Annotated in this window: 18 protein-coding genes; 2 read left to right on the plus strand and 16 right to left on the minus strand. The window is 56.1% G+C overall.

Annotated features, from left to right (window positions below):
• The first annotated feature begins 52 nt into the window (after window positions 1-52).
• Complete coding sequence (locus tag HPY71_08565; protein NPV53563.1) at window positions 53-247, plus strand: hypothetical protein; 195 nt, start codon at window positions 53-55, stop codon at window positions 245-247.
• Between the two features lie 291 nt (window positions 248-538).
• Here HPY71_08565 and HPY71_08570 read toward each other — a convergent pair whose 3' ends face one another.
• Genes HPY71_08570 through HPY71_08595 form a run of 6 tightly spaced genes read right to left on the minus strand, consistent with a single transcriptional unit; the run spans window position 539 to window position 8,296 of the window.
• Window positions 539-2,551, minus strand: coding sequence for a DUF3794 domain-containing protein (locus tag HPY71_08570; protein NPV53564.1), 2,013 nt, complete (start codon window positions 2,549-2,551; stop codon window positions 539-541).
• A 10-nt stretch (window positions 2,552-2,561) separates the two neighbouring features.
• Window positions 2,562-3,809 carry a glycosyltransferase family 4 protein gene (locus tag HPY71_08575; GenBank protein ID NPV53565.1) on the minus strand — a complete coding sequence of 416 codons (1,248 nt, stop codon included), beginning with the start codon at window positions 3,807-3,809 and terminating at the stop codon, window positions 2,562-2,564.
• A gap of 40 nt (window positions 3,810-3,849) precedes the next feature.
• Entirely contained in the window at window positions 3,850-4,557 is a 708-nt protein-coding gene (locus HPY71_08580; GenBank protein NPV53566.1) for a glycosyltransferase family 2 protein, read from the minus strand.
• Between the two features lie 59 nt (window positions 4,558-4,616).
• Entirely contained in the window at window positions 4,617-5,906 is a 1,290-nt protein-coding gene (locus tag HPY71_08585; protein NPV53567.1) for a glycosyltransferase, read from the minus strand.
• A gap of 59 nt (window positions 5,907-5,965) precedes the next feature.
• On the minus strand, window positions 5,966-7,096 hold the full coding sequence (locus HPY71_08590) for a glycosyltransferase (GenBank protein ID NPV53568.1): 1,131 nt from the start codon (window positions 7,094-7,096) through the stop codon (window positions 5,966-5,968).
• Window positions 7,097-7,111: 15 nt separating this feature from the next.
• The gene (locus HPY71_08595; GenBank protein NPV53569.1) at window positions 7,112-8,296 is read right to left on the minus strand and encodes a glycosyltransferase; all 1,185 of its coding nucleotides are present in this window, start codon (window positions 8,294-8,296) and stop codon (window positions 7,112-7,114) included.
• 357 nt (window positions 8,297-8,653) lie between these two features.
• Between HPY71_08595 and HPY71_08600 the strand changes: the two genes are divergently transcribed.
• Complete coding sequence (locus HPY71_08600) at window positions 8,654-9,421, plus strand: hypothetical protein (protein ID NPV53570.1); 768 nt, start codon at window positions 8,654-8,656, stop codon at window positions 9,419-9,421.
• Here the strand turns inward: HPY71_08600 and HPY71_08605 are convergent.
• From HPY71_08605 to HPY71_08650, 10 genes are all read right to left on the minus strand, one after another.
• The gene (locus HPY71_08605) at window positions 9,405-9,770 is read right to left on the minus strand and encodes a hypothetical protein (GenBank protein ID NPV53571.1); all 366 of its coding nucleotides are present in this window, start codon (window positions 9,768-9,770) and stop codon (window positions 9,405-9,407) included. The genes HPY71_08600 and HPY71_08605 overlap by 17 nt on opposite strands.
• A gap of 623 nt (window positions 9,771-10,393) precedes the next feature.
• The gene (locus tag HPY71_08610) at window positions 10,394-11,362 is read right to left on the minus strand and encodes a hypothetical protein (GenBank protein NPV53572.1); all 969 of its coding nucleotides are present in this window, start codon (window positions 11,360-11,362) and stop codon (window positions 10,394-10,396) included.
• Window positions 11,363-11,516: 154 nt separating this feature from the next.
• Entirely contained in the window at window positions 11,517-11,861 is a 345-nt protein-coding gene (locus HPY71_08615) for a hypothetical protein (GenBank protein ID NPV53573.1), read from the minus strand.
• Between the two features lie 262 nt (window positions 11,862-12,123).
• Window positions 12,124-12,402, minus strand: coding sequence for a Veg protein (locus HPY71_08620; GenBank protein ID NPV53574.1), 279 nt, complete (start codon window positions 12,400-12,402; stop codon window positions 12,124-12,126).
• A 213-nt stretch (window positions 12,403-12,615) separates the two neighbouring features.
• Window positions 12,616-13,566 carry a sporulation peptidase YabG gene (gene yabG / locus HPY71_08625; protein ID NPV53575.1) on the minus strand — a complete coding sequence of 317 codons (951 nt, stop codon included), beginning with the start codon at window positions 13,564-13,566 and terminating at the stop codon, window positions 12,616-12,618.
• 71 nt (window positions 13,567-13,637) lie between these two features.
• Window positions 13,638-14,108 carry a hypothetical protein gene (locus HPY71_08630; protein NPV53576.1) on the minus strand — a complete coding sequence of 157 codons (471 nt, stop codon included), beginning with the start codon at window positions 14,106-14,108 and terminating at the stop codon, window positions 13,638-13,640.
• Window positions 14,109-14,114: 6 nt separating this feature from the next.
• Window positions 14,115-14,996 carry a 16S rRNA (adenine(1518)-N(6)/adenine(1519)-N(6))-dimethyltransferase RsmA gene (rsmA, locus tag HPY71_08635; GenBank protein NPV53577.1) on the minus strand — a complete coding sequence of 294 codons (882 nt, stop codon included), beginning with the start codon at window positions 14,994-14,996 and terminating at the stop codon, window positions 14,115-14,117.
• A 192-nt stretch (window positions 14,997-15,188) separates the two neighbouring features.
• The gene (locus tag HPY71_08640; GenBank protein ID NPV53578.1) at window positions 15,189-16,220 is read right to left on the minus strand and encodes a DUF348 domain-containing protein; all 1,032 of its coding nucleotides are present in this window, start codon (window positions 16,218-16,220) and stop codon (window positions 15,189-15,191) included.
• Window positions 16,221-16,539: 319 nt separating this feature from the next.
• Window positions 16,540-17,250, minus strand: a complete 711-nt coding sequence (locus HPY71_08645; GenBank protein NPV53579.1) for an outer membrane beta-barrel protein — start codon at window positions 17,248-17,250, stop codon at window positions 16,540-16,542.
• A gap of 141 nt (window positions 17,251-17,391) precedes the next feature.
• A complete protein-coding gene (locus HPY71_08650; GenBank protein ID NPV53580.1) occupies window positions 17,392-18,231 on the minus strand; it encodes a TatD family hydrolase in 840 nt (279 codons plus the stop codon).
• Window positions 18,232-18,237: the final 6 nt, after the last annotated feature.

Genomic DNA, 18,237 nt, shown 5'->3' on the forward strand with positions numbered 1-18,237 from the left:
AAGAAGGGGCATAAGTAGAGGCACGCGAGGTAGAAAAGGAGGCACTGCGCGAGTGAAACCAGATGCGCCTCCCCTGTGGGGTCGCTCGCATGGTTTCCCCCTCTACATCTTCCATAGCCTCGCCAATCCCATCTTGCTGGGGCGCGACCCCTTCCTGCCCGGTCTTATCCTGCTGGGGAACAGCAAGAAGCCCTATCGCCGCCATCCCCCGGCCCTTCTCCCTGCCCCATGCCAGGCGCCTGGATAGAACCAAAAGGATAAGGAGGAGCCCGATCCCGGCTGCGGATATCGCCGGTAGCAACATTATCAGTTTTGTCAGTGCTGAGAGCTCCAAGGCTTCCCCCTCCGTTTCTTCTGTATATAATATGGAGGTCGGCCCTGATATGTGAAGAGATGCACCACCCGAGATGGGTCCCGGGAGGAGCGAAAACTCATGCGCGCTAACTCAATACTGGTCAAGTTAACATAACTTAAATATGACTTGAAATATGACTTGATACTAATAAATGCCTAATACTTAACAAATAATTAATCGAAGCTAATAATTGAAGCTCACATCGGTTACCACTGAGACGGGGACAGGATGCGGGATGCCATCATCCACCACATCAAGCTCCAGCGTTATCCTGGAGACGCTACGCACCCTGGGCCCGGTGACATCCGTAACCACGTTGAACTCCGCCGGGGTCGGCACTCCACCCCTATCAACGAGCGCGCGCACACGGACCGTGGTGGCAGTGACCCCAGGGCCCTCGACCTTTACCACGACCTGAAATACTTGGAATTCCGTGTGTTCGATCACGCCCTCGATGATAACGAGCTGGTGAATCTGAAGCCCCCCGGGAAGGAGCTTTGCGATTACATTCTCGATCCGGACATTGACGACCACGGGGGTCTCCGGGGTTATGCTCGACGATTCAATGATAAAGCTAAATGGCACATCCTCCACCTGGTGGTGGACGATGTTATCCGCCCCGACAAAGAAGATCTGCTTGTGAACCGTCCCCTGCACCAGGACCTTCCCCGTCATAGGCGTCGTTACGAGATTTATGATGCTGGCATCTATGTTCTTGATCTTTATGGCCTCCACGGGCAGGGCGAAGGTGCTTTCCACCAGGGCTTGCTTGCTTATGCGAGTTATGACGGGGATCATAATCCTTTCGAACTCCATAATGATAGGCAGGATACGCGGGATCACGATTTCAGCCATGACCTGCGCCATGCCCTCGCCTATAACCTGCTGCACCTTGAGCAGGGGGCCATAGGGGTCTATGGCGACCGGGAGCTGGGTGGTCTCAGTAACCGTCACCCGGAGGTCGGCAACGAGCTTCTCGGGGAGGAGGATGCCCGTCTGATCGGGGTTGAAGATTACGGCGCGGATCACAGGCTCGATGAAAACATTGGCCCCGGGAATGGCGCCTGGTATCTCCACAAAATCGTTAAACGGGATGCGGGCCACCTGGGTATACTCCAGGTCATCCTCACCTATATAGACGATATTCTTGACTATCGCGCCCTGAATTATCACCTTGCCCTCTATTATCCGCGCCCGCAGATCCTCCACCGAGGCGCTTATATCACGTATCTTGATCGCCGGCCTGTCAAGGGTGACCGTGGTCTCTTCAATAATCTCGCTCGTCGCCTGCCCGATAACCCTCTCGGTCTTGATAAAGGGGCCGCTCCCGAGCGCCATGGCCACCTGGCCGGTCTCGGTGACCTTCACGAAGATATCTACCAGGACCTCTTCAAATAGGATCGTGCCCGTGGGATCGAGGGAAAATGATATGTCCCTGATGGTTGGGTGGACCTGGACGTTCATCCCTGGCTGGGCCCCTGCCACCGGCACGGCAACCGTAAAGGGGAGATCCGCCGCCTGGTGGCGGTTTGCGTCATCCGTCCCCACGTAGAATATCTGCTTGTGGATGGTTCCTGTCACGAGCACCTGCCCGGGGCTTACATCCACGCTGATATCCTGGACGGTGGCGCGGATCTCAGCTATCTTGATCGCAGGAAAGGCCATGGTGATATCCTGGGCCTCCAGGACCTGGACAGTCTCCTCTCCGACAACCATGTCCGCCAGGATCCAGATACCGTAGGGATCCTCAGCGATGTTGAGCTGCACGAGGTCCGTGACCTTTACGAATACATCGAGGATAACCTTCTGACGGAGCTCCTCACCGGTGGGGCTCAACTCCGCAATAATGTTGAATATCTCAGGCCGCACCTGCGCCAGCATTCCAGGGCGAGCCCCGGGAATCTCCACCATTGCGGTGAATTTCATCGTCTCCGGAAAGTGGTGGACTATATTGTCCTCGCCAACGTAAAACACCTGCTTGTGCACATTCCCCTGGACTATGATCTTATCAGGGATTATCTCGTAGGTAACATTTTGCGTCGTGGCCCTAATCTCTTTTATGGCAATAGCGCGCATCGGAAGCATCGCCTCTAGTTCCTGCGCGCTTCTACTCCTCACCTCGCCAGCCATATCTAGCTCTCCCTCCCCGGCCTTCCCTATCTTCCCTATACTCCCTATATTCCCCATCTTCCCCATCAATGCTAATCTATCTTATGCAGGCCCTCCCCATAATGATCTTGGCGGCCCGCTCCCAAGTATGCCCATCCAGCACCCTCCGGCTCGCCGCAAGGCCCCTGGCCCTTGCCTCATCCCGGTGTTCGTACACGTGTCGCATCGCGGCCCGCAGGGCGGCTACATCGGGCTCGGCCCAAAATGGCGTCCCCGCAGTGACAAAATCCCCGACCCTGTTCTCGGGGAACCCGGCCACCCTCGCACCTATAAGATAGGCGGTCCCTGGGGTGCAATAATCCAGGCATGGACCATAATTCACGGTGATCACCGGCAGGCCGCACGCCATGGCCTCCAGGACCGGCAGGCCAAAACCCTCAGCCCTGTATGGCTGCACATAGCAGTTGCATGCCGTATAGATGCCGGGCATGGCATCGGGAGGGACATCCTGGTAAGTATAGAGCACCTCAGGGCTGCCCGGGCGCCTCGAAACCTGCTCTACCTGCCCGGTTACCGGTCCATAAAAATTATCCTTCACCACGAGGCATACGTCATCCGTCGATCGAAACTCCTCCGCATAGGCGGCGAGCAGGATATCAAACCCCTTCCTGTTCGTAGCCGCCCCGCCCACGAAGAGGAACCTGAAACCCCTGGCGGTCGTGAGGGGCGCTGGCGCCGCCCCTGGGTTGAAGAGCCCCGGGTCCACGCCGCACGGGATGACGGCGACCCTCTGGGGCGGTATGCCGCTTCGCACATAAGCGTCCCGTACAAAGGTAGAATACGCCCATATCTCGTCGACACCGGCCTTGATGGGCCCCACCCAAGCGACGGGTATGTATCCATACTCCCACGGCTGCATAACGGCGAAGCTTGAGCCAGCCGGCAGGGTGGGCCGGGTGAAGTCCGGCGGCCAAAAATGCCGGACGTAGAGCACACGACCGCCCGCCGCCCTCAACGGCCTATAAGGCGTGTGACTTATGGCCCTACGCAACGGCTCGAAACGCGGGGCGAGGTGCCACTGCGGCAGGTGCGCCGGGGCGTCGCGCGCTATGAGCCTGACATCCGCCCCGCAGGATATCAGCGCGAGAACGAGTTCCCTGTTGACATGGGAGAAGCTATGCGATGAGAAGAAAGAGCCCTCCCATATAATGGACGTCACAACGGCCGCCCCACGGTGGCGGTTGGTTGCCATATGCATGGTGTATGTCGCCTTCTTTCCGCGTTCGATCGTATGATCATAATACAATACAGCCTGCAGCCCACTGATCGTATATCGCCGATGCATCACTACCTTCGTCCGATTCGGTCACGCACGTCCAATTCGGTCATGCACTACCCGTTTTTCTCTGTATATATTCCTGTATTACCTCCGGGTGCGGCCGTGTGAAAGGCCTCAAAGGGCGGTCGTCGAGGATCGTGTCAGGATTCATGCCTGCATAGGCATCCTCCCCGCGGCCCTCCAGCTTGGCGTACTTGACCCACCGCTGGAAGACCTCCCGCTGGGGCTTCACATACCCATAATGAACAAAAAACAGGCCGGAATCTCTCACCCTGGGCCCTGTCCCCACAAGCTTCTCATGCACCGCCCCAACCCAGCTCAGGTCGGGCGTCCTCCGCACCAGGAGGTTCCGGATGTAAAGCGGGTCTCGATCGCTCGTGTTCTGGACGTGAAAATAATCCTTCATTAGGTGATAAAACCAGCAAGTATACACGTCCACTCCCGGGTCCTTGATGAGACGGGGTAGAACTGTGTTAATATCGTCGTAAAATACCATATCCGCATCCATTGGCATGAGCCACTCCCCCGCCGCCTTTTCCAGAGCGAGGTTCCTATTGACGGAGTAATCCTCGCTCTTGCAAAAAAACAGCTTGACCTTATCTATGCTCCTTGCGATCTCCACCGTCCCATCCGTCGAATAGCCATCAACCACGATTACCTCGTCCACAACGTTGTATATAGACCTTATCGAGAAGGGGAAATACTCTCGCTCATTCTTCACTATATACATGGCGCTCACTCTGGGTGTAGCCATACTCCCACCCCCCGTATACCACCTCTGCTACCTCTCGTATGTTACCTCTCACGCCTCTGTTACCTCGGCACACCTCTGCGCCCGAACCTGTTTACAACCCGCTCCCACATCCACTCCGGGACGCCCGGCGACCATGTAACCGGTGCCCATACAGTGGGGGATGCGCCCGGCACCCCTCCCTCCAAAGTCCCGGGGGCGTGACCAGCAATACTATTCAGCACTGCGGATTCCCCCGGTATAAACCTGATAGGGGCCTGGGCCGGGGTCGGGGCTGGCGCGTAGCGAGCCGCCCTGGCGGCGCCCCAGTAAACCTCCACGTGCTTTCTCGCCACCTCTTCCCAGCTGTTGGCCTTTAGATACGTAGTCATGCGTGAAATCAGCTCCTCCTGCCTGTCATGGGAGGTTAGGATCTCCTGAACTGCCCCGGCTATATACGCCGGGTCGGCCGAGGGTATCTTGTAAACCTCCCCCTGCAGGTCGGCAAAATAGGGAACATCTGTAGTTATGATCGGTCGCCTGGCTCCCATGAGAACCCTCACCGCCGATGACGTCCCGATAAACCCGACATTCCTGTAAGGAAGGACGTTGACATCCATGGCGTGCAGGTAGCTTACAACCTCCTCGAGCGGCTTGTAATCCGGCCTTAGGATAATCCCTTCTCCAAGGCCCCTCGCTGCCATCTCGGAGCCGATCTCGGATGCAGAGGACTCGGCAAAAAACGGGGATGATCCGAATATAAAGCAGACAAGCCCGGGGTAATCACGCCTCAAGAGCTTTGTGGCGGCCGCAAGCTCAAAAATGCCCTTCGAGGGAAGCACAAACCCAAAGAACCCTATTGCAGGGCTGTTGCCTATGCCGAGCGACCGGCGGGTCGCGTCCCTGTCGCCCAGGGGGTATTCCTTGCAGCCCATCGGGATAACCCTCACCCTCTCTGCTGCGGCGCCCAGCCTGACAAACTCCCCGGCCAGCTGGCTGGAGTGGACGATGATAACGTCGGCGCAGCTTCTTATCAACTCATTCCTTTCCTGGGCCTGAGCCATAAAATCATGCATGGTTATAATCACCGGGACGCCCCAGCTCCTCGCCGTCGCAATGAGAAACCTGAGGGCCGGGGTGGTGTAAAGACCATACTCGTGCTGGATGTGGACGCCCCCCGGCCCCTGGTCTGGTCTTAGATCATACGGCCGCAAATCGCAACGGGATACTCTGACCTGGCACTCGCGGCCCGCAACAAACGCGAGGGCTTCGACGAGGGCCTTCGAGTACTCAGCGACGCCGCACTTCGCCCCCCATGATGGGACAATCATGTTAATAGTGATTTTTCGTCCCCCAGTATCACCCGCTACCATAGGCATTACTCCTTGTATACTTCGGCTCTTACCGGAGCTCTTACCGGATGCATTACCCATTACTGCTCATTACTACTCATTACTCTTCCTGCCGTCACCTTTCGCTTCTGCAGGATAGAATCATAGAGTTTGAGATGCCTCCGGGCTATATTGGGCCAGCTATTTCGCTCCACATACTCCCCCGCCTGCGAAACCAGCCTGTCGCGCAAGGTCCTGTCCCCGAGAAGCAGCTTCACGGCTCGCACAATATTGCCGGGATCAGGATCCCGGATCTTGTATATCTCTCCATCAAGATCCGAGAAGAACGGGACATCCGTCGCGATGACGGGCTTTCTCGCGGCCATGAGCGTGCGCACGGCCGCGGAGGTGCCTATAAAACCCCTGTCATAATAGGGCAGAATGTTGATATCCATGGCATGAAGCAGCTGGACGACCTCTTCTTCGGGGAGGTATTCCTTTCTGAGTATTACGCCCTCCCACAGGCCCAGTCGTGTGAATTCGGATTCAACCTCTGCAAGATAGCGCTTTGAACTTGTATATGGCGCAAGCGACGAGAATATGAAGCATTGCATCTCTGGAAAGTCCCGCCTGAGCTCCTTGAATGCCATGGCGAGCTCAATGATGCCCTTCTGCGGGAGCATGAAGCCAAAAAAGCCGATGGCAGGCCCGGGCCCGAGGCCCAGGGCTGCCCTCACATCTTGTTCATCCTTCAGCTTATAGGACGGGCACCCCATAGGGATTACATGAACCCTCTCCCCATCCCTCGATGTCAACCTCATCAAGAGCTCGCGCGCAAGCTGCTGGGAGTGAACGATTATATCCGGAAAGCCCTGAATTATGAACCTGTTATAGTTGACCAGGCCGGGCGTAAAGTCGTGCATGGTCGCTACAGCGCTCACCCCCGCCTGCGCGAGCCGCTCAACAGTCTTGGCCAGGAGCCCGATGTCGTAAAGGACATACTCGAACTGGAAATGCGCCAGGGTCAACTCTTGCTCGATGATGCGAGTTGCCGCCTCAACCCCGCAGCTCGGGATCAGCCTGACATACCCCCCCAGGTTCTCGAGCTCGCCTGCAAGTGCCCTCGAATATTCAGATATCCCGCACCGTTTCCCGAGGGACGGCACTACCATGCCGACCCTCATCATGGTCTCCCTCCGGTGCTCCTGATATCCCGGCTTTTGATATCCCATCCCCGCATCCCACCTTCATTGTTGCCCCTGGATTTCGAGGAGCCTCTCATACATCTTCCCGGTGGAACTATCCCAGCTGAACCTCTCCCTCACATACCCACTCGCCCTCATCCCAACAGCCCTCGCCGCATCCCGGTTTTCATAGACCTGCCGCATCAGCCTCTTGAGATGAGCCACGCTGGGCCGGGCCCAGTACGCCCCGTCATAGACTGCGTCATTGGCGATCCCGAAACGGGGTATCGGCTCCAGCCCCTCGATGTCTACGAGGTAGCTATTGTCAGCATTCATGAAGTCGAGGTGCGCGGACCACCTGGTGCTTATAACCGGTAAGCCGCAAGCCATGGCTTCCATAGCCGGCATGTTCCAGCCCTCCCCCCTCGTGGGGAGCACAAAGCAGTCCGCCGCCGCATACAGTTGCGGGACGGCAGCCGGGGGCAGGATGGAAGCCATGACTATAATCGGTGGGCCGCTTGACCCCACCTGCGCCCTGAGGTTGTCAACCTCGCCCTTGATCTTAACCCCATTAGGGTCATAGCTGCTGTTATCGTGGACCTTCAGGATGAGACACACATCCTCGTCCGCGCGAAACTCCTCCAAGAAGGCCCTTATGAGCAGGTCATAACCCTTGCGCGGGATCCACTCGAATACTGATAGAAAGGCGAAGCCCCGCCTCCCCGGGATGTAGAGGGGAGGCACGCCGGGCCGGAAGCGGTCGGCGTCCACCCCAAGATGCATGACCCTGACCTTTTCCGCCGGCATGCCGCTGGCTGTAAATGTGTGGTAATTAAAGGTCGAGGGCACCCATATTTCATTCATCATATTGCACCTTCCCACCCAGCTCGCCGGGATGCGGTCGCTTTCGAGCATGGTGAGCCCGATGCTGTAACTCCCGGGGGTCGGGGAGAAGAAGGCACCGATGAATACAAAGAGGCTCACAGGGTTCACCATTGTCCCCGAATTATTTATCATTCGCGAGAATAGCTCCTCCTCTCGCGGATCAAGCCCCACGCTAGTGACCCCGAGTCGCTTTGGTATGAGCCTGATATTCACCCCGCGCCTGTGCAGGTTTAAGAGAATATTCCGATTCACCTCTGCATACCCTACAGCCTCAAAGACAGGACCGATATCTATGAGATTCAAGCGAACCACCCCAGCTACATATGCGTCCCATATATGTATGGCCAGTACGGGTATATCCACCCGATTTTTACGATATATTATGCTATTATGCACGGCCGGTGTACCTGGTTAAGGATGCCCTGCCGAGTCGCTCCAACTTTGAAAGTCATCCTGCGGGGATTCCTGGAATACATAATTAAGGGGATTTCAGAGGGGCTCACCGATCAACCGGGCGGGGTTGAGCAACCAATTGAGCATCGGTTGAGCAATCGTGGGGTTAAACCAGATTAGACCCCCATGCGCTGGTGCAGCGCCACAGAGAATGAAAATGAGATCGAATCTCTAATTGAAAATAGTTGGGTTATCTCCGGGGTAATTGCAGGTTGGTTGCAGGTGAAAAAGCTCGCGTAGAGGTCCGGACTAATGGGAGGGCTTAATATGCGGAAGCTGGTTGTGGTCTTCGTTCTCAGGGAGGCTATCTACTCTCTCGCAGCCCTGGTGGGAATGGCCGTCCTCGTCGGGCTCCTGGCTGCTGAGACCGTTATAAGGGTGCTCGGGCCCGCGACAAGTCCTGTCACTGGAAAGATCATCGTGATCGACCCGGGCCACGGGGGCATCGACCCGGGCGCCAATGATGCACAGGGAGTCAAGGAAAAGGATATCGTCCTGGCCATAGCCTCGGAGCTCCGGACCCTACTGGGAACGGTAAAGGCGATCCCGATCCAGACCAGGCTGGGTGACTGGGACCTGAGCGATATCTACCCTGACGAGCGAACGAGGCACCGGCAAGACCTCATGGCCAGGGTCCACATAGCCCATAAAAGTCAGGCCGATGCCCTCGTCAGCATACATGTCAATAAGTCGAGGTCAGCGAGCGCCTCGGGCGCCGTGACATTTTACAACCCCAATCAGCCTGAGAGCAAGCGCCTCGCCGCCGCGCTCCAGCGCAGGCTCAGGGAGCTCCAGCCGGAAACCGCGGGCTGGATCCTGCCCGGGGATTACTACATCCTCCGCGAGTCGAAGGTGCCCACCGTCATCGTAGAGGTCGGCTTCATCTCCAACCCCGAGGAGAAGAGGCTCCTCCTCACCGGTGAATACCGCCAGAAGCTCGCGCAGGCTATATTCGAGGGATTGTGCGACTTCTTTAGGGGCTCCCCTCTCTCTCCTTCTAACCAGGACCCCGTCCCCCTCACCAGGTCCCGATGAAGAGCTGGGTGAACATCTTACCGTAAGGCCCTCCATTTACAATCCCGATCCCCACGCGATTATACGAAGGATTGAGGATATTCGCCCTGTGGCCTTCGCTGCTCATCAAGGCGCTGTGGGCCTGAGCCACGGTCGGGGCCCCGGCGATGTTCTCTCCTGCAGCCCTGTAGCTTATTCCCGCCCGCTTCAACATGTCAAAGGGCGAGCCATATGTGGGGGAATAATGGCTGAAGTAATTGCGCGCGATCATATCCGCGCTCTTCTGTCGCGCAAGCTCAACAAGCCTCATGTCGACCTGGAGGGGCGCAAGGCCCGCCCTTGACCGCTCCTGGTTTATAAGATCGAGCATCTGCTGCTCATCAGCGGTCAGCCCACCCTGAGGCGGCTGAGGTTGTGGTTGTGGCTGGGGCTGCGGTTGGGGCTGGGGCTGCGGTTGGGGCTGGGGCTGCGGCGCAGGGTTCGTTGGCCTGTAAATATAGTAGTAGGTCCCACCGCTCCCACTCCAGTGCCAGGTATTACCCGACGTGCTGTAGTAATTTCCGGGCCTGTAAGTATAGACATAGGTGGCCCCTGACCCGGAGCTGCTCGAAGAGTAGCCAGAGTAGCCCTGGTATGTAGTCCCTCCGCTGGAGTAGTATGTGGCCGCGAATACGCTAGCCGGAATCAAGAGAAAAACAACCATGAATATGAGGACAAGAGCCTGTAAAGTAACGTTCTTCCGCCTTTGCATAACGCTTACTTCCCCTTTCGGTGAAATGAATTACGTGATGAATACACGAGATTGGAGAGGGTCGCCTCTTTATGTTAACTAACTCGGCCAGCTATTTCAACACACTATTCCAGGGAACCTAAGAAGATCGAGGCATGGGAGGAATATCCTTGGCAGGATGGAAATAAAAAAATAAAGCTGGCCGGCTGGCCAGCGCATGTCTCGTAGATATGAACTAGATATGAAGAACTAGAATATGGACTTTAGAAGAACTCGACTTCTAGGAGCCTCATGACATCCTGTATACGGTTACAGACCGTGACCTGATCAGAACCTGCGAATAGCAGCCCGACAGCGTAGTTATCGGCATCGAGGACGAGCGACCCGCTATCACCACCTTGCGCCATGGGCCCTGCGAGAATCTGGCCTTCGAATTCGGCGAAGGATTGGTCGCCGTAGCCTACACGAATGGTCGCATCCAGGGCCTGGACTTGGGATGTATTGAGACCCGTGGTCCTGCCGCTCTTCTTCACGGACATCCCGAGCTCCGCCTCCTTGACCCCCGCGACCCTCCCCACCTCCAGGATATCCGGGATCACCAGGTCATCGGAAAGCGGCTTTGCGACAGCTGCGTCTACGAGATTGGTCTTGCCTGTTTCCTTGAATAGCTTTATGCTGTAGCCCGGCCTGAACTGCGCCATCCGGTAGTTCAGAACCTTCTCAAAGATCTGGGCGATGGGGCAGGTCGACGACCCCAGGCCCTTATGTATAGGCACAAACCTCTCCAGCGTGCCGATCTGGTCATCGCCGACCGTTCCGCCGTCGTAGGGGCCCGGCTGGAGCACAGGATCGCCGATCTTGGCCCTCCCATCCGCACCGTCCGTGGCATTGGCCAGGACGTGGTTGTTCGAGAGGATGAGGGGTTTACCCGTCCCCTTGTCCTTTACCAGGGCCCCAAATGTCCCGGCTGTCACCCGGTAATGAGCTATGCTCACCCCCGGCTGGGCCGGCCGCACCTTGTAGGTTCTCCCCAGGAACAAGAACCTGATATCGCCTACCTCGATAACGTCTGTGGGTACACCTTCTATCTCCGGGGGCACGAGATGGCCGGGTTTGACCTCGAGGCTCGGCAGTTTCCTTGTCACGAGAACTACAATGCACTCGTCACCGGCCCTCATACCCTTGACCTTCTTATAGCCCCTGGCGACCCCCACGACATTATCAAGACGCATGAGATAATCTCGGTGTATATTTAAGGCTTGCTTAACCCTAATAGTCCTATCCACAATTCACCACTCCCCTTGGCACTATCCGCCTTTTAATCCTGATCCTTGGCTGATTTATGTATATTCCTCGAGAGGAGGAGTGGTGAATTGCGCAGACCGCCTACCTCGATGGCCAGGTCCAGATGAGAAGGGTCGGCAGGAGCCTGTTGAGGAAAGGCTGAATGATGGTCAAGAAAATCGAGAGGGCCGCGACGGGGTCCAGCTTCACCCCGAAGAACGAGGCCCGCTCGGGCACGGTGATCTTCAAGAAGTTGATCAGCATGATGAGAGCGAGATATATCCCACCGGCCGTGCCTACGAACTCGACAATCGCCTCCGATAACGGCGAGCTTCTTGGCTCCGGCAGCGACGGCTCCTTCTCCTCCGATCTCTTAACCCTGGATGCGACCCGCTCGCGTATGGATAGGAAGACCAGCGCTAGAAGGATGATCAGGAGGATGAGAATCTCCATGGCTTGACACCTCCGCTACGGTTTTCCTAACCTCCTAAGGATATCTATAGGATATCTATGCGGTGTAGCCTGGGAGGTATGAATTCATTTTATCCAGGTATCCAAGTCAATTTATCCAGGTCAATGCGAGCCGGGGGGCGAGCATATGAGCGGCAAAATGAATAAAATAAAATGAAAAGCAGGGCGTGTAGAATGCGCCCTGCCTTCGCCCCTTTATATTATGCCTTTATATGCGGGTGATAAGAATCTATAAGTCTTAAAGCCCCGCGCACCCAATCCGCTTTTCCTTATCCTTGCTATATACCGAAAGTTCGACCGTTTCCGTGAGAACATCTGCATATGTGAAGGAAACCCGCTTCTCGGCTCCAGGTTTCTCATTCAGCCTTACAATAAACACTTTTGGATAGGTTCTTTCGAGGATGCCTTCGACCTCAATTACCTTCTTGCGCCCCTGGTTTGCCTTGAGCCGAACCCTCTTGCCCACGAATGATTCCATGTCTTCCTTGATTCTATCGAGGACGTTTTTGGCCGCCATACCTATCACCTTCCTTTGAGGGGCCATATACAAACACATATACATATCAATGATACTACGAGTCCTCGATTATGTCAAGAAAAATGTTAGTATACCAACAATTGATGTCCGTCGTCAAGGGTTCTAAACGCCCAAACATCTCGCATTCCAAGCGATTTCAAGCGCCCATGGGCCTGTAGCACCGAATCATAAGCATCTTTTGCACGAAACCTTTTAATCTGTCTTCGGTTTAGGGAGGCCGAGCCTGAACTTGCCACGGGTCTCGACCCCACCCATACCCTTTATGCCGGTAATGGTGTTTTCTATTACCTCATATACCTGCGCAATATTATCGACCGGAGTGAATGAGATTTTCTCAGCCACCAGGATAGGATCATAACAGTGAATAAAGACGCGCTCAGGGGAGCTCGCGAAGTTAGCTCCGGCATCAATCAGCGCCTCATAATGAGACTGGCATGCCCCCGCCACTATAACGAGAGCATCCCTATCCGGTTGAAACCTGCGTGCCTTTCTCACTGCTTCAACAAAGAAACGCGACGTCCGGTAGCTGTCGAGGTCGTTCCGGTTGCCCCTCTTAGTAGCCAGGCCATCGTGCCCCGTCATGACAACTATCTCCGGCAGGTAGTCCTCCAGCAGCTCTGTTATCCTGTCGGGTTGTTTGGCCTCCGGAACGTACTCCCCGCGGATGGGCACGCCGAGCTGGCTATAATACTCGAGACATTCCTTCAGGTACTCGTTATCGCCATCGATATGCAGGACCCTTCCAGGCAATTCTATAAAATCATGCGCGGGATCCTTCGCTGCCCGCGCCCTGTAACCCCACGCCTTCTCTTCCTGCACCCTGCGCAGGAAGACTTTACGCGCCGTTTCCTTGGATTCCTTCAGGATATTATGCTTTAGCTCCTCAACCCGCCTGGGATCGACCTTAACCAGGTCTGAAAGTGGCGCGTCCGCAATCAGCCTCACATTTATCCCCTTGATCAGGGCGCTTCCCCTACGCGCGTCGGGATTTATGATCCTGACGACAGCGAAAAGGAGATCCATCTGATGAGATTTCCTGGCGACGACATCACCCACCGCGATCTTTTCCAAACCTGCTCCACCTCCCCCCGAGACGACATCTACCTGGGGTATCGGGCAGACCCATACGCATTCCCGATACATAGTACGGGGAGGATAGCAAAATGGTGCAGACTAACGGTGGAGCCGTCGCTCCCGATCCTGGGCTAATGACTTCATTTCGTGTGCTTGTCCGCAACCTTTGAGGCGCCATACGAATCGGGCTTGATGCGCGCCTCAAAGCCTGTCCCGGTCACCATCCCTATAACCTCACGAATCAGGTCCTTTGTCGAGCCGTTCTCACCGACATCGAGGTGGATTTCCACATTCAGGTCCGAGTGGCCGTTCTGAGCCAGTTTCTCGGCAAGCCTGCTCGCAATGCCCAGACTCTTCGCGGTCTCATAAAATATCCGCTGCCTCAAGCTCCGCCCGACTCGTTCCTTCTCCCTAGAATAATAATACCGGGCGCCCTTGCCCACCCGGTGTACGATAATCGCGGTTACGAAACAAGTTTCCTCGCGAAGTTGGGAATCAGTGCCTATTATAAGTTTATAGCGGGCGTTTGGCACCTCCTGGACATAGCTTATTATATCCTTGAAAGTCTCGTTGAAGCTCAGACGGCCCTTTGTAGGGCTTATGAAGATCATATACTATCACCTTTGATGTTTAAGACTATGAATACAATCAGCTAAACGCGCAAACTCCTCTATGCTCAACGTCTCAGCCCGCCGGGATGGATCGACCTGCGCAAGCTCAAACGCGCGATCCAGTCCGGTGTCGCTGAGCACCGGCATAGCCCCCCTGAGTGCGTTACGTAAAGTCTTCCGCCGTTGCTGGAATCCAGCCCTCACGACGGCAAAAAAGAAGGCCTGGTCGGTTACGCTCACGGGAGGGCCGGTCCTGACCTTGAGCCGCACCACGGCCGAGTCCACCTCAGGCTCGGGGAGGAACGCGCTGGATGGCACAATAGAAACAATTTCCGGGGAAGTATGAAATTGCACGGCAATTGAAAAAGCGCCATAATCCTTCCCGCCCGGCCGCGCGGCCATCCTCTCGGCAACCTCTTTCTGGACCATCACGACGATCCTCTCGAATAGCCCCTTTGAATCCAGCAATTTCAAGATCGTGGGCGTCGTAATGTAGTAAGGCAGGTTGGCCACAGCCTTACACTTTCTTCCTTCATTTATAGCAGAGTGCAGGGTTTTTGTCAAGTCGACGGCCAGGATGTCGCCGTGGACCAACACTACATTACCCCGGAGCCCCAGGCGCTCCCTGAGGACGCCATAAAGCTCCTCATCCACCTCCACGGCGATCACACTACGCGCTCGCCTGGATAGCTCCTCCGTCAATGTGCCTATCCCCGGCCCTATCTCTAGAACGATATCCCCCTCGGCCACCTGCGAGGCGTCGATGATGCCTGCCAGCACCCCTTCATCCACGAGGAAGTGCTGGCCCAGGCGCCTCTTTGCGCTGAGGCCATACCTTCTTATTATCTCCAGAGTCCTAGCTGCCAACCTGGACTGTTTAACGCTCATGTCCTGACATCCACACCTTCTACTTCGCTTAAATACTCCCAAATATACAAAGCGGGAAAACAGGGTCCTGGCCCCGTCTTCCCGTCGAAGTCACAGCTGTCATGGGAAATCGCTCATGCATAGAATGCTCATGTAATCATCGTGGTATATGGTATTATGTATATAGCATCAGCATCGCCCATCAGGGCCCGCTTAGGGTTCCAGGAGATACACCCTAACCCTTCGCCTCCCGAATCGCAGGGCCTCTTCAAGGGTGTTAAAACATAGATCGATGCGGTTTCCCTGGATTGCGGACCCGGTATCCCCCGCGATCGCCAGCCCGTAACCCTCTATATAAAGCCTCGTCCTGAGGGGTATAACGTCGGGGTCGACGGCCACGACGCCATATTGCGCTTTGAGCCCGATCGACGTGTACCCATCCGCGTACCTACCGCAACTCGTGGGGCCGGGCTCATAGGCCGTAGCAAGCATCACATGGGAGTCGCGGTACCTGTAGGTCCCACGTGATGTCGTGAGAGTCCTGAGCGGCTTCCGCATCCCGACCGCTACAACCCTCTTCACGGGCCTCGAGATCACCCTCTCGGACACCACCTTTTTGCTAACGGGCTTCCCGTCCTTGTAGGTGACCAGGATCTCCTGTTCCTTGAGGCCCTCTCGCCCCTCAGCTAGGACCCTCGTCCGGCCCCTGTCCATGTTTCGATCTTTTCGCACTTCTTCCTTGAAGGGGATGGTTACCTGTTTCACCTGCCTCTTCTCGGTTACCCTGACAATGCGAATAACCATCCCATCGACCACGCGGGCCGCAAGGCCATGGCTGACCTCGTCCCTTGGGCCGATGACAAGGCCAAGCTCCTCCAGGACTTCACCCACCGTCTCTCTGGACGTCTTGACTTTCCAGGTCTTCTTATCTGCAACCACGCTTAGTGAAACTGCTCTCTTTACTACAATAACCGTGCCATCTCTTATCGTCTCATTCAAGCCCGGAAGCGTCACGTCCCTCTCGTGAAGCTTTATACCCGCCGCCTCCAGAACGCCTGCAACCGTCGTTGCCGTGGTTGCAACCGAAATGACTTGTCCATCAACTTCGATCTTGACGTTCTTCTGCGCCCATACATAGCTCGCGAAAAGGGCAACAATGATAGCTGCGATGCATATTACCTCGAATGTGCGAGAATCACGGGCGAGGACGGCGAGCCTCTGCTTTCGCAAGGGGCTACCGTGCATCACACCAACCTCCCAAATCCTCCCTCTTTCTCTGCGGTTTTAGAATTCTAACCTTTTATAACCAGTATAGCCACTCGCATTTCTTTTTATTCAAATCAAGAAACAAAGGTGCACGTCCCCATGCCTGATCTCAGGTGATCTCAGGCGCTTCTGTCCACCCATCGTCTATTGGAATTCAATTTATGTTCAATCTTTCCATTCGACGTCGCTCTGGCAATTCCTTCTCGATTTTCCTCTAAAATTTTCCTATACAAATCAAGCCGGGCGCGCCTCCCGGCATCGCGACCGGGGGACCGCGCCCAGCCCAGCTCTATAATGTCTAAAACCTGTAGCCAACCCCGACAAACGGGCCGCTGTTGCTCAGCTTCCAATCATCATTCGAAGGCCCGATCGCCGAGAGATAGCGATAGCCCGCGCTGATGTTGATCTGGGGCGCGACCTCATATGCTACGCTGCCGAGGAACTCGACGGCGCTCGCGGTCTGCTCGGGCTCCGCGGGGACGGGAACTACCGCAATTTTCGCAGCCTTGGTTTCCGTCTTTGTAGATAAGGATGGGTAATAGCCGATACTCATCTGGCCCGTTATCCCCTTCGCCAGCGCAGTCTCGGCCTTGATGCCAACCTTGAAGCCGCTGAGGCTGACTGTCGCAGACCCCGTTGAGTCCGCTAAGCTGCTCGTGAGATTCGCGTATCCTACCAGCGGGTAGAGGGTGACCGCGGGATCCGAGTAGAACCTGTAGAGCCCATCCACGCTGAAATAGCTCAGGCCCAGCGTGGCGTCTGCGTTCTCCTCGCTCTTGACGTCGGAGAAACCATAGTAGGCTATGCCCAGGCCAAACTGCGGCGTGAGCATGAAATCGCCGTTGATCATCAGGCTGTTAGCCTTCACAGTCAGCTTGCTCCCGTTCACACCCTCAAACACCGTGCTCCCTATAACATAGGAGGCCGTCGCGCCGCCCTGGGCCGACGCGACCCCTGCGAGGGCACACAGCATTATCGCGACGAGACCAACGATCATACCCCTCTTCATTTCTAAAACTCCCCCTTGTCATTCCTAATTTGCCATCCTTGATCTTGATTACTATGAACAAACACCCGCGTCCAATAATACATATTCGTTAGTGCCTGGGGTTTTCCTTCCAACTCGCGATTGTTTTACCGCATCTCAATCTCATTCGGGCACCTGGGCGCTGGCACTAAGGGGCGGGGAAGGAAGGCGGGGGAAAGCGCTCCTGGCATTGGTTGTCGTGATCTCCGCGATTACATTGAGAGGCATGACCCTGATCCCGGCGAGCCTCTCGGCGGTAAACCTTACAAATCCGGGCTCGTTGCGCTCGCCACGGTGCGGTGCAGGGGCGAGGTAGGGGCAATCCGTCTCGAGCAGGATCCTGTCGAGCGGGAGGGCGGCCGCCATCTCGCGAAGCCGCCTGGCGTTGTCGAATGTGAGCGGCCCACCAAGGGAGATGTAGAATCCCATCTTCATGCACTCGCGCGCCATCTCCAGGCTCCCCGAGAAGCAGTGGAGAATGCCCCCTGCCTCCCGGAGCCCCGCGGCGCGCGCCCTCAAGAGGTCCAGCACGTCACCGTGGGCTTCGCGATCATGTATCACGACTGGGAGGCCGAGCTCCCGCGCAAGGTCGAGCTGGCGGGCGAAAAGCTCGCGCTGGACATCCCTGGGCGAGAAATCATAGTGGTAATCGAGGCCAATCTCGCCTATAGCAAGCACGGCCCTATCCTGCGCCAGGTTCCTGAGGCGGTCTATAGCATCGGGCGGCGCGTTCAAGGCATCATGAGGGTGTATGCCGATCACGGCATACACCCCTTTATATGACCGGTTGAAGGCTATAGCAGCCTCCGACGAAGGAATATCACAGCCTACATTGATTATCAGCTTCACGCCGCCGCGCGCCGCCCGTTCAACAACCTCATCACGGTCAGGGCCGAATCGCTCGTCGTCCAGGTGGGCATGGGTATCTACAAGGAAAAGCTCTCCGGGTTGCGTATCGATCATCGCCGT

Source organism: Bacillota bacterium (assembly GCA_013178125.1).
GTDB lineage: Bacteria > Bacillota > SHA-98 > Ch115 > JABLXJ01 > JABLXL01.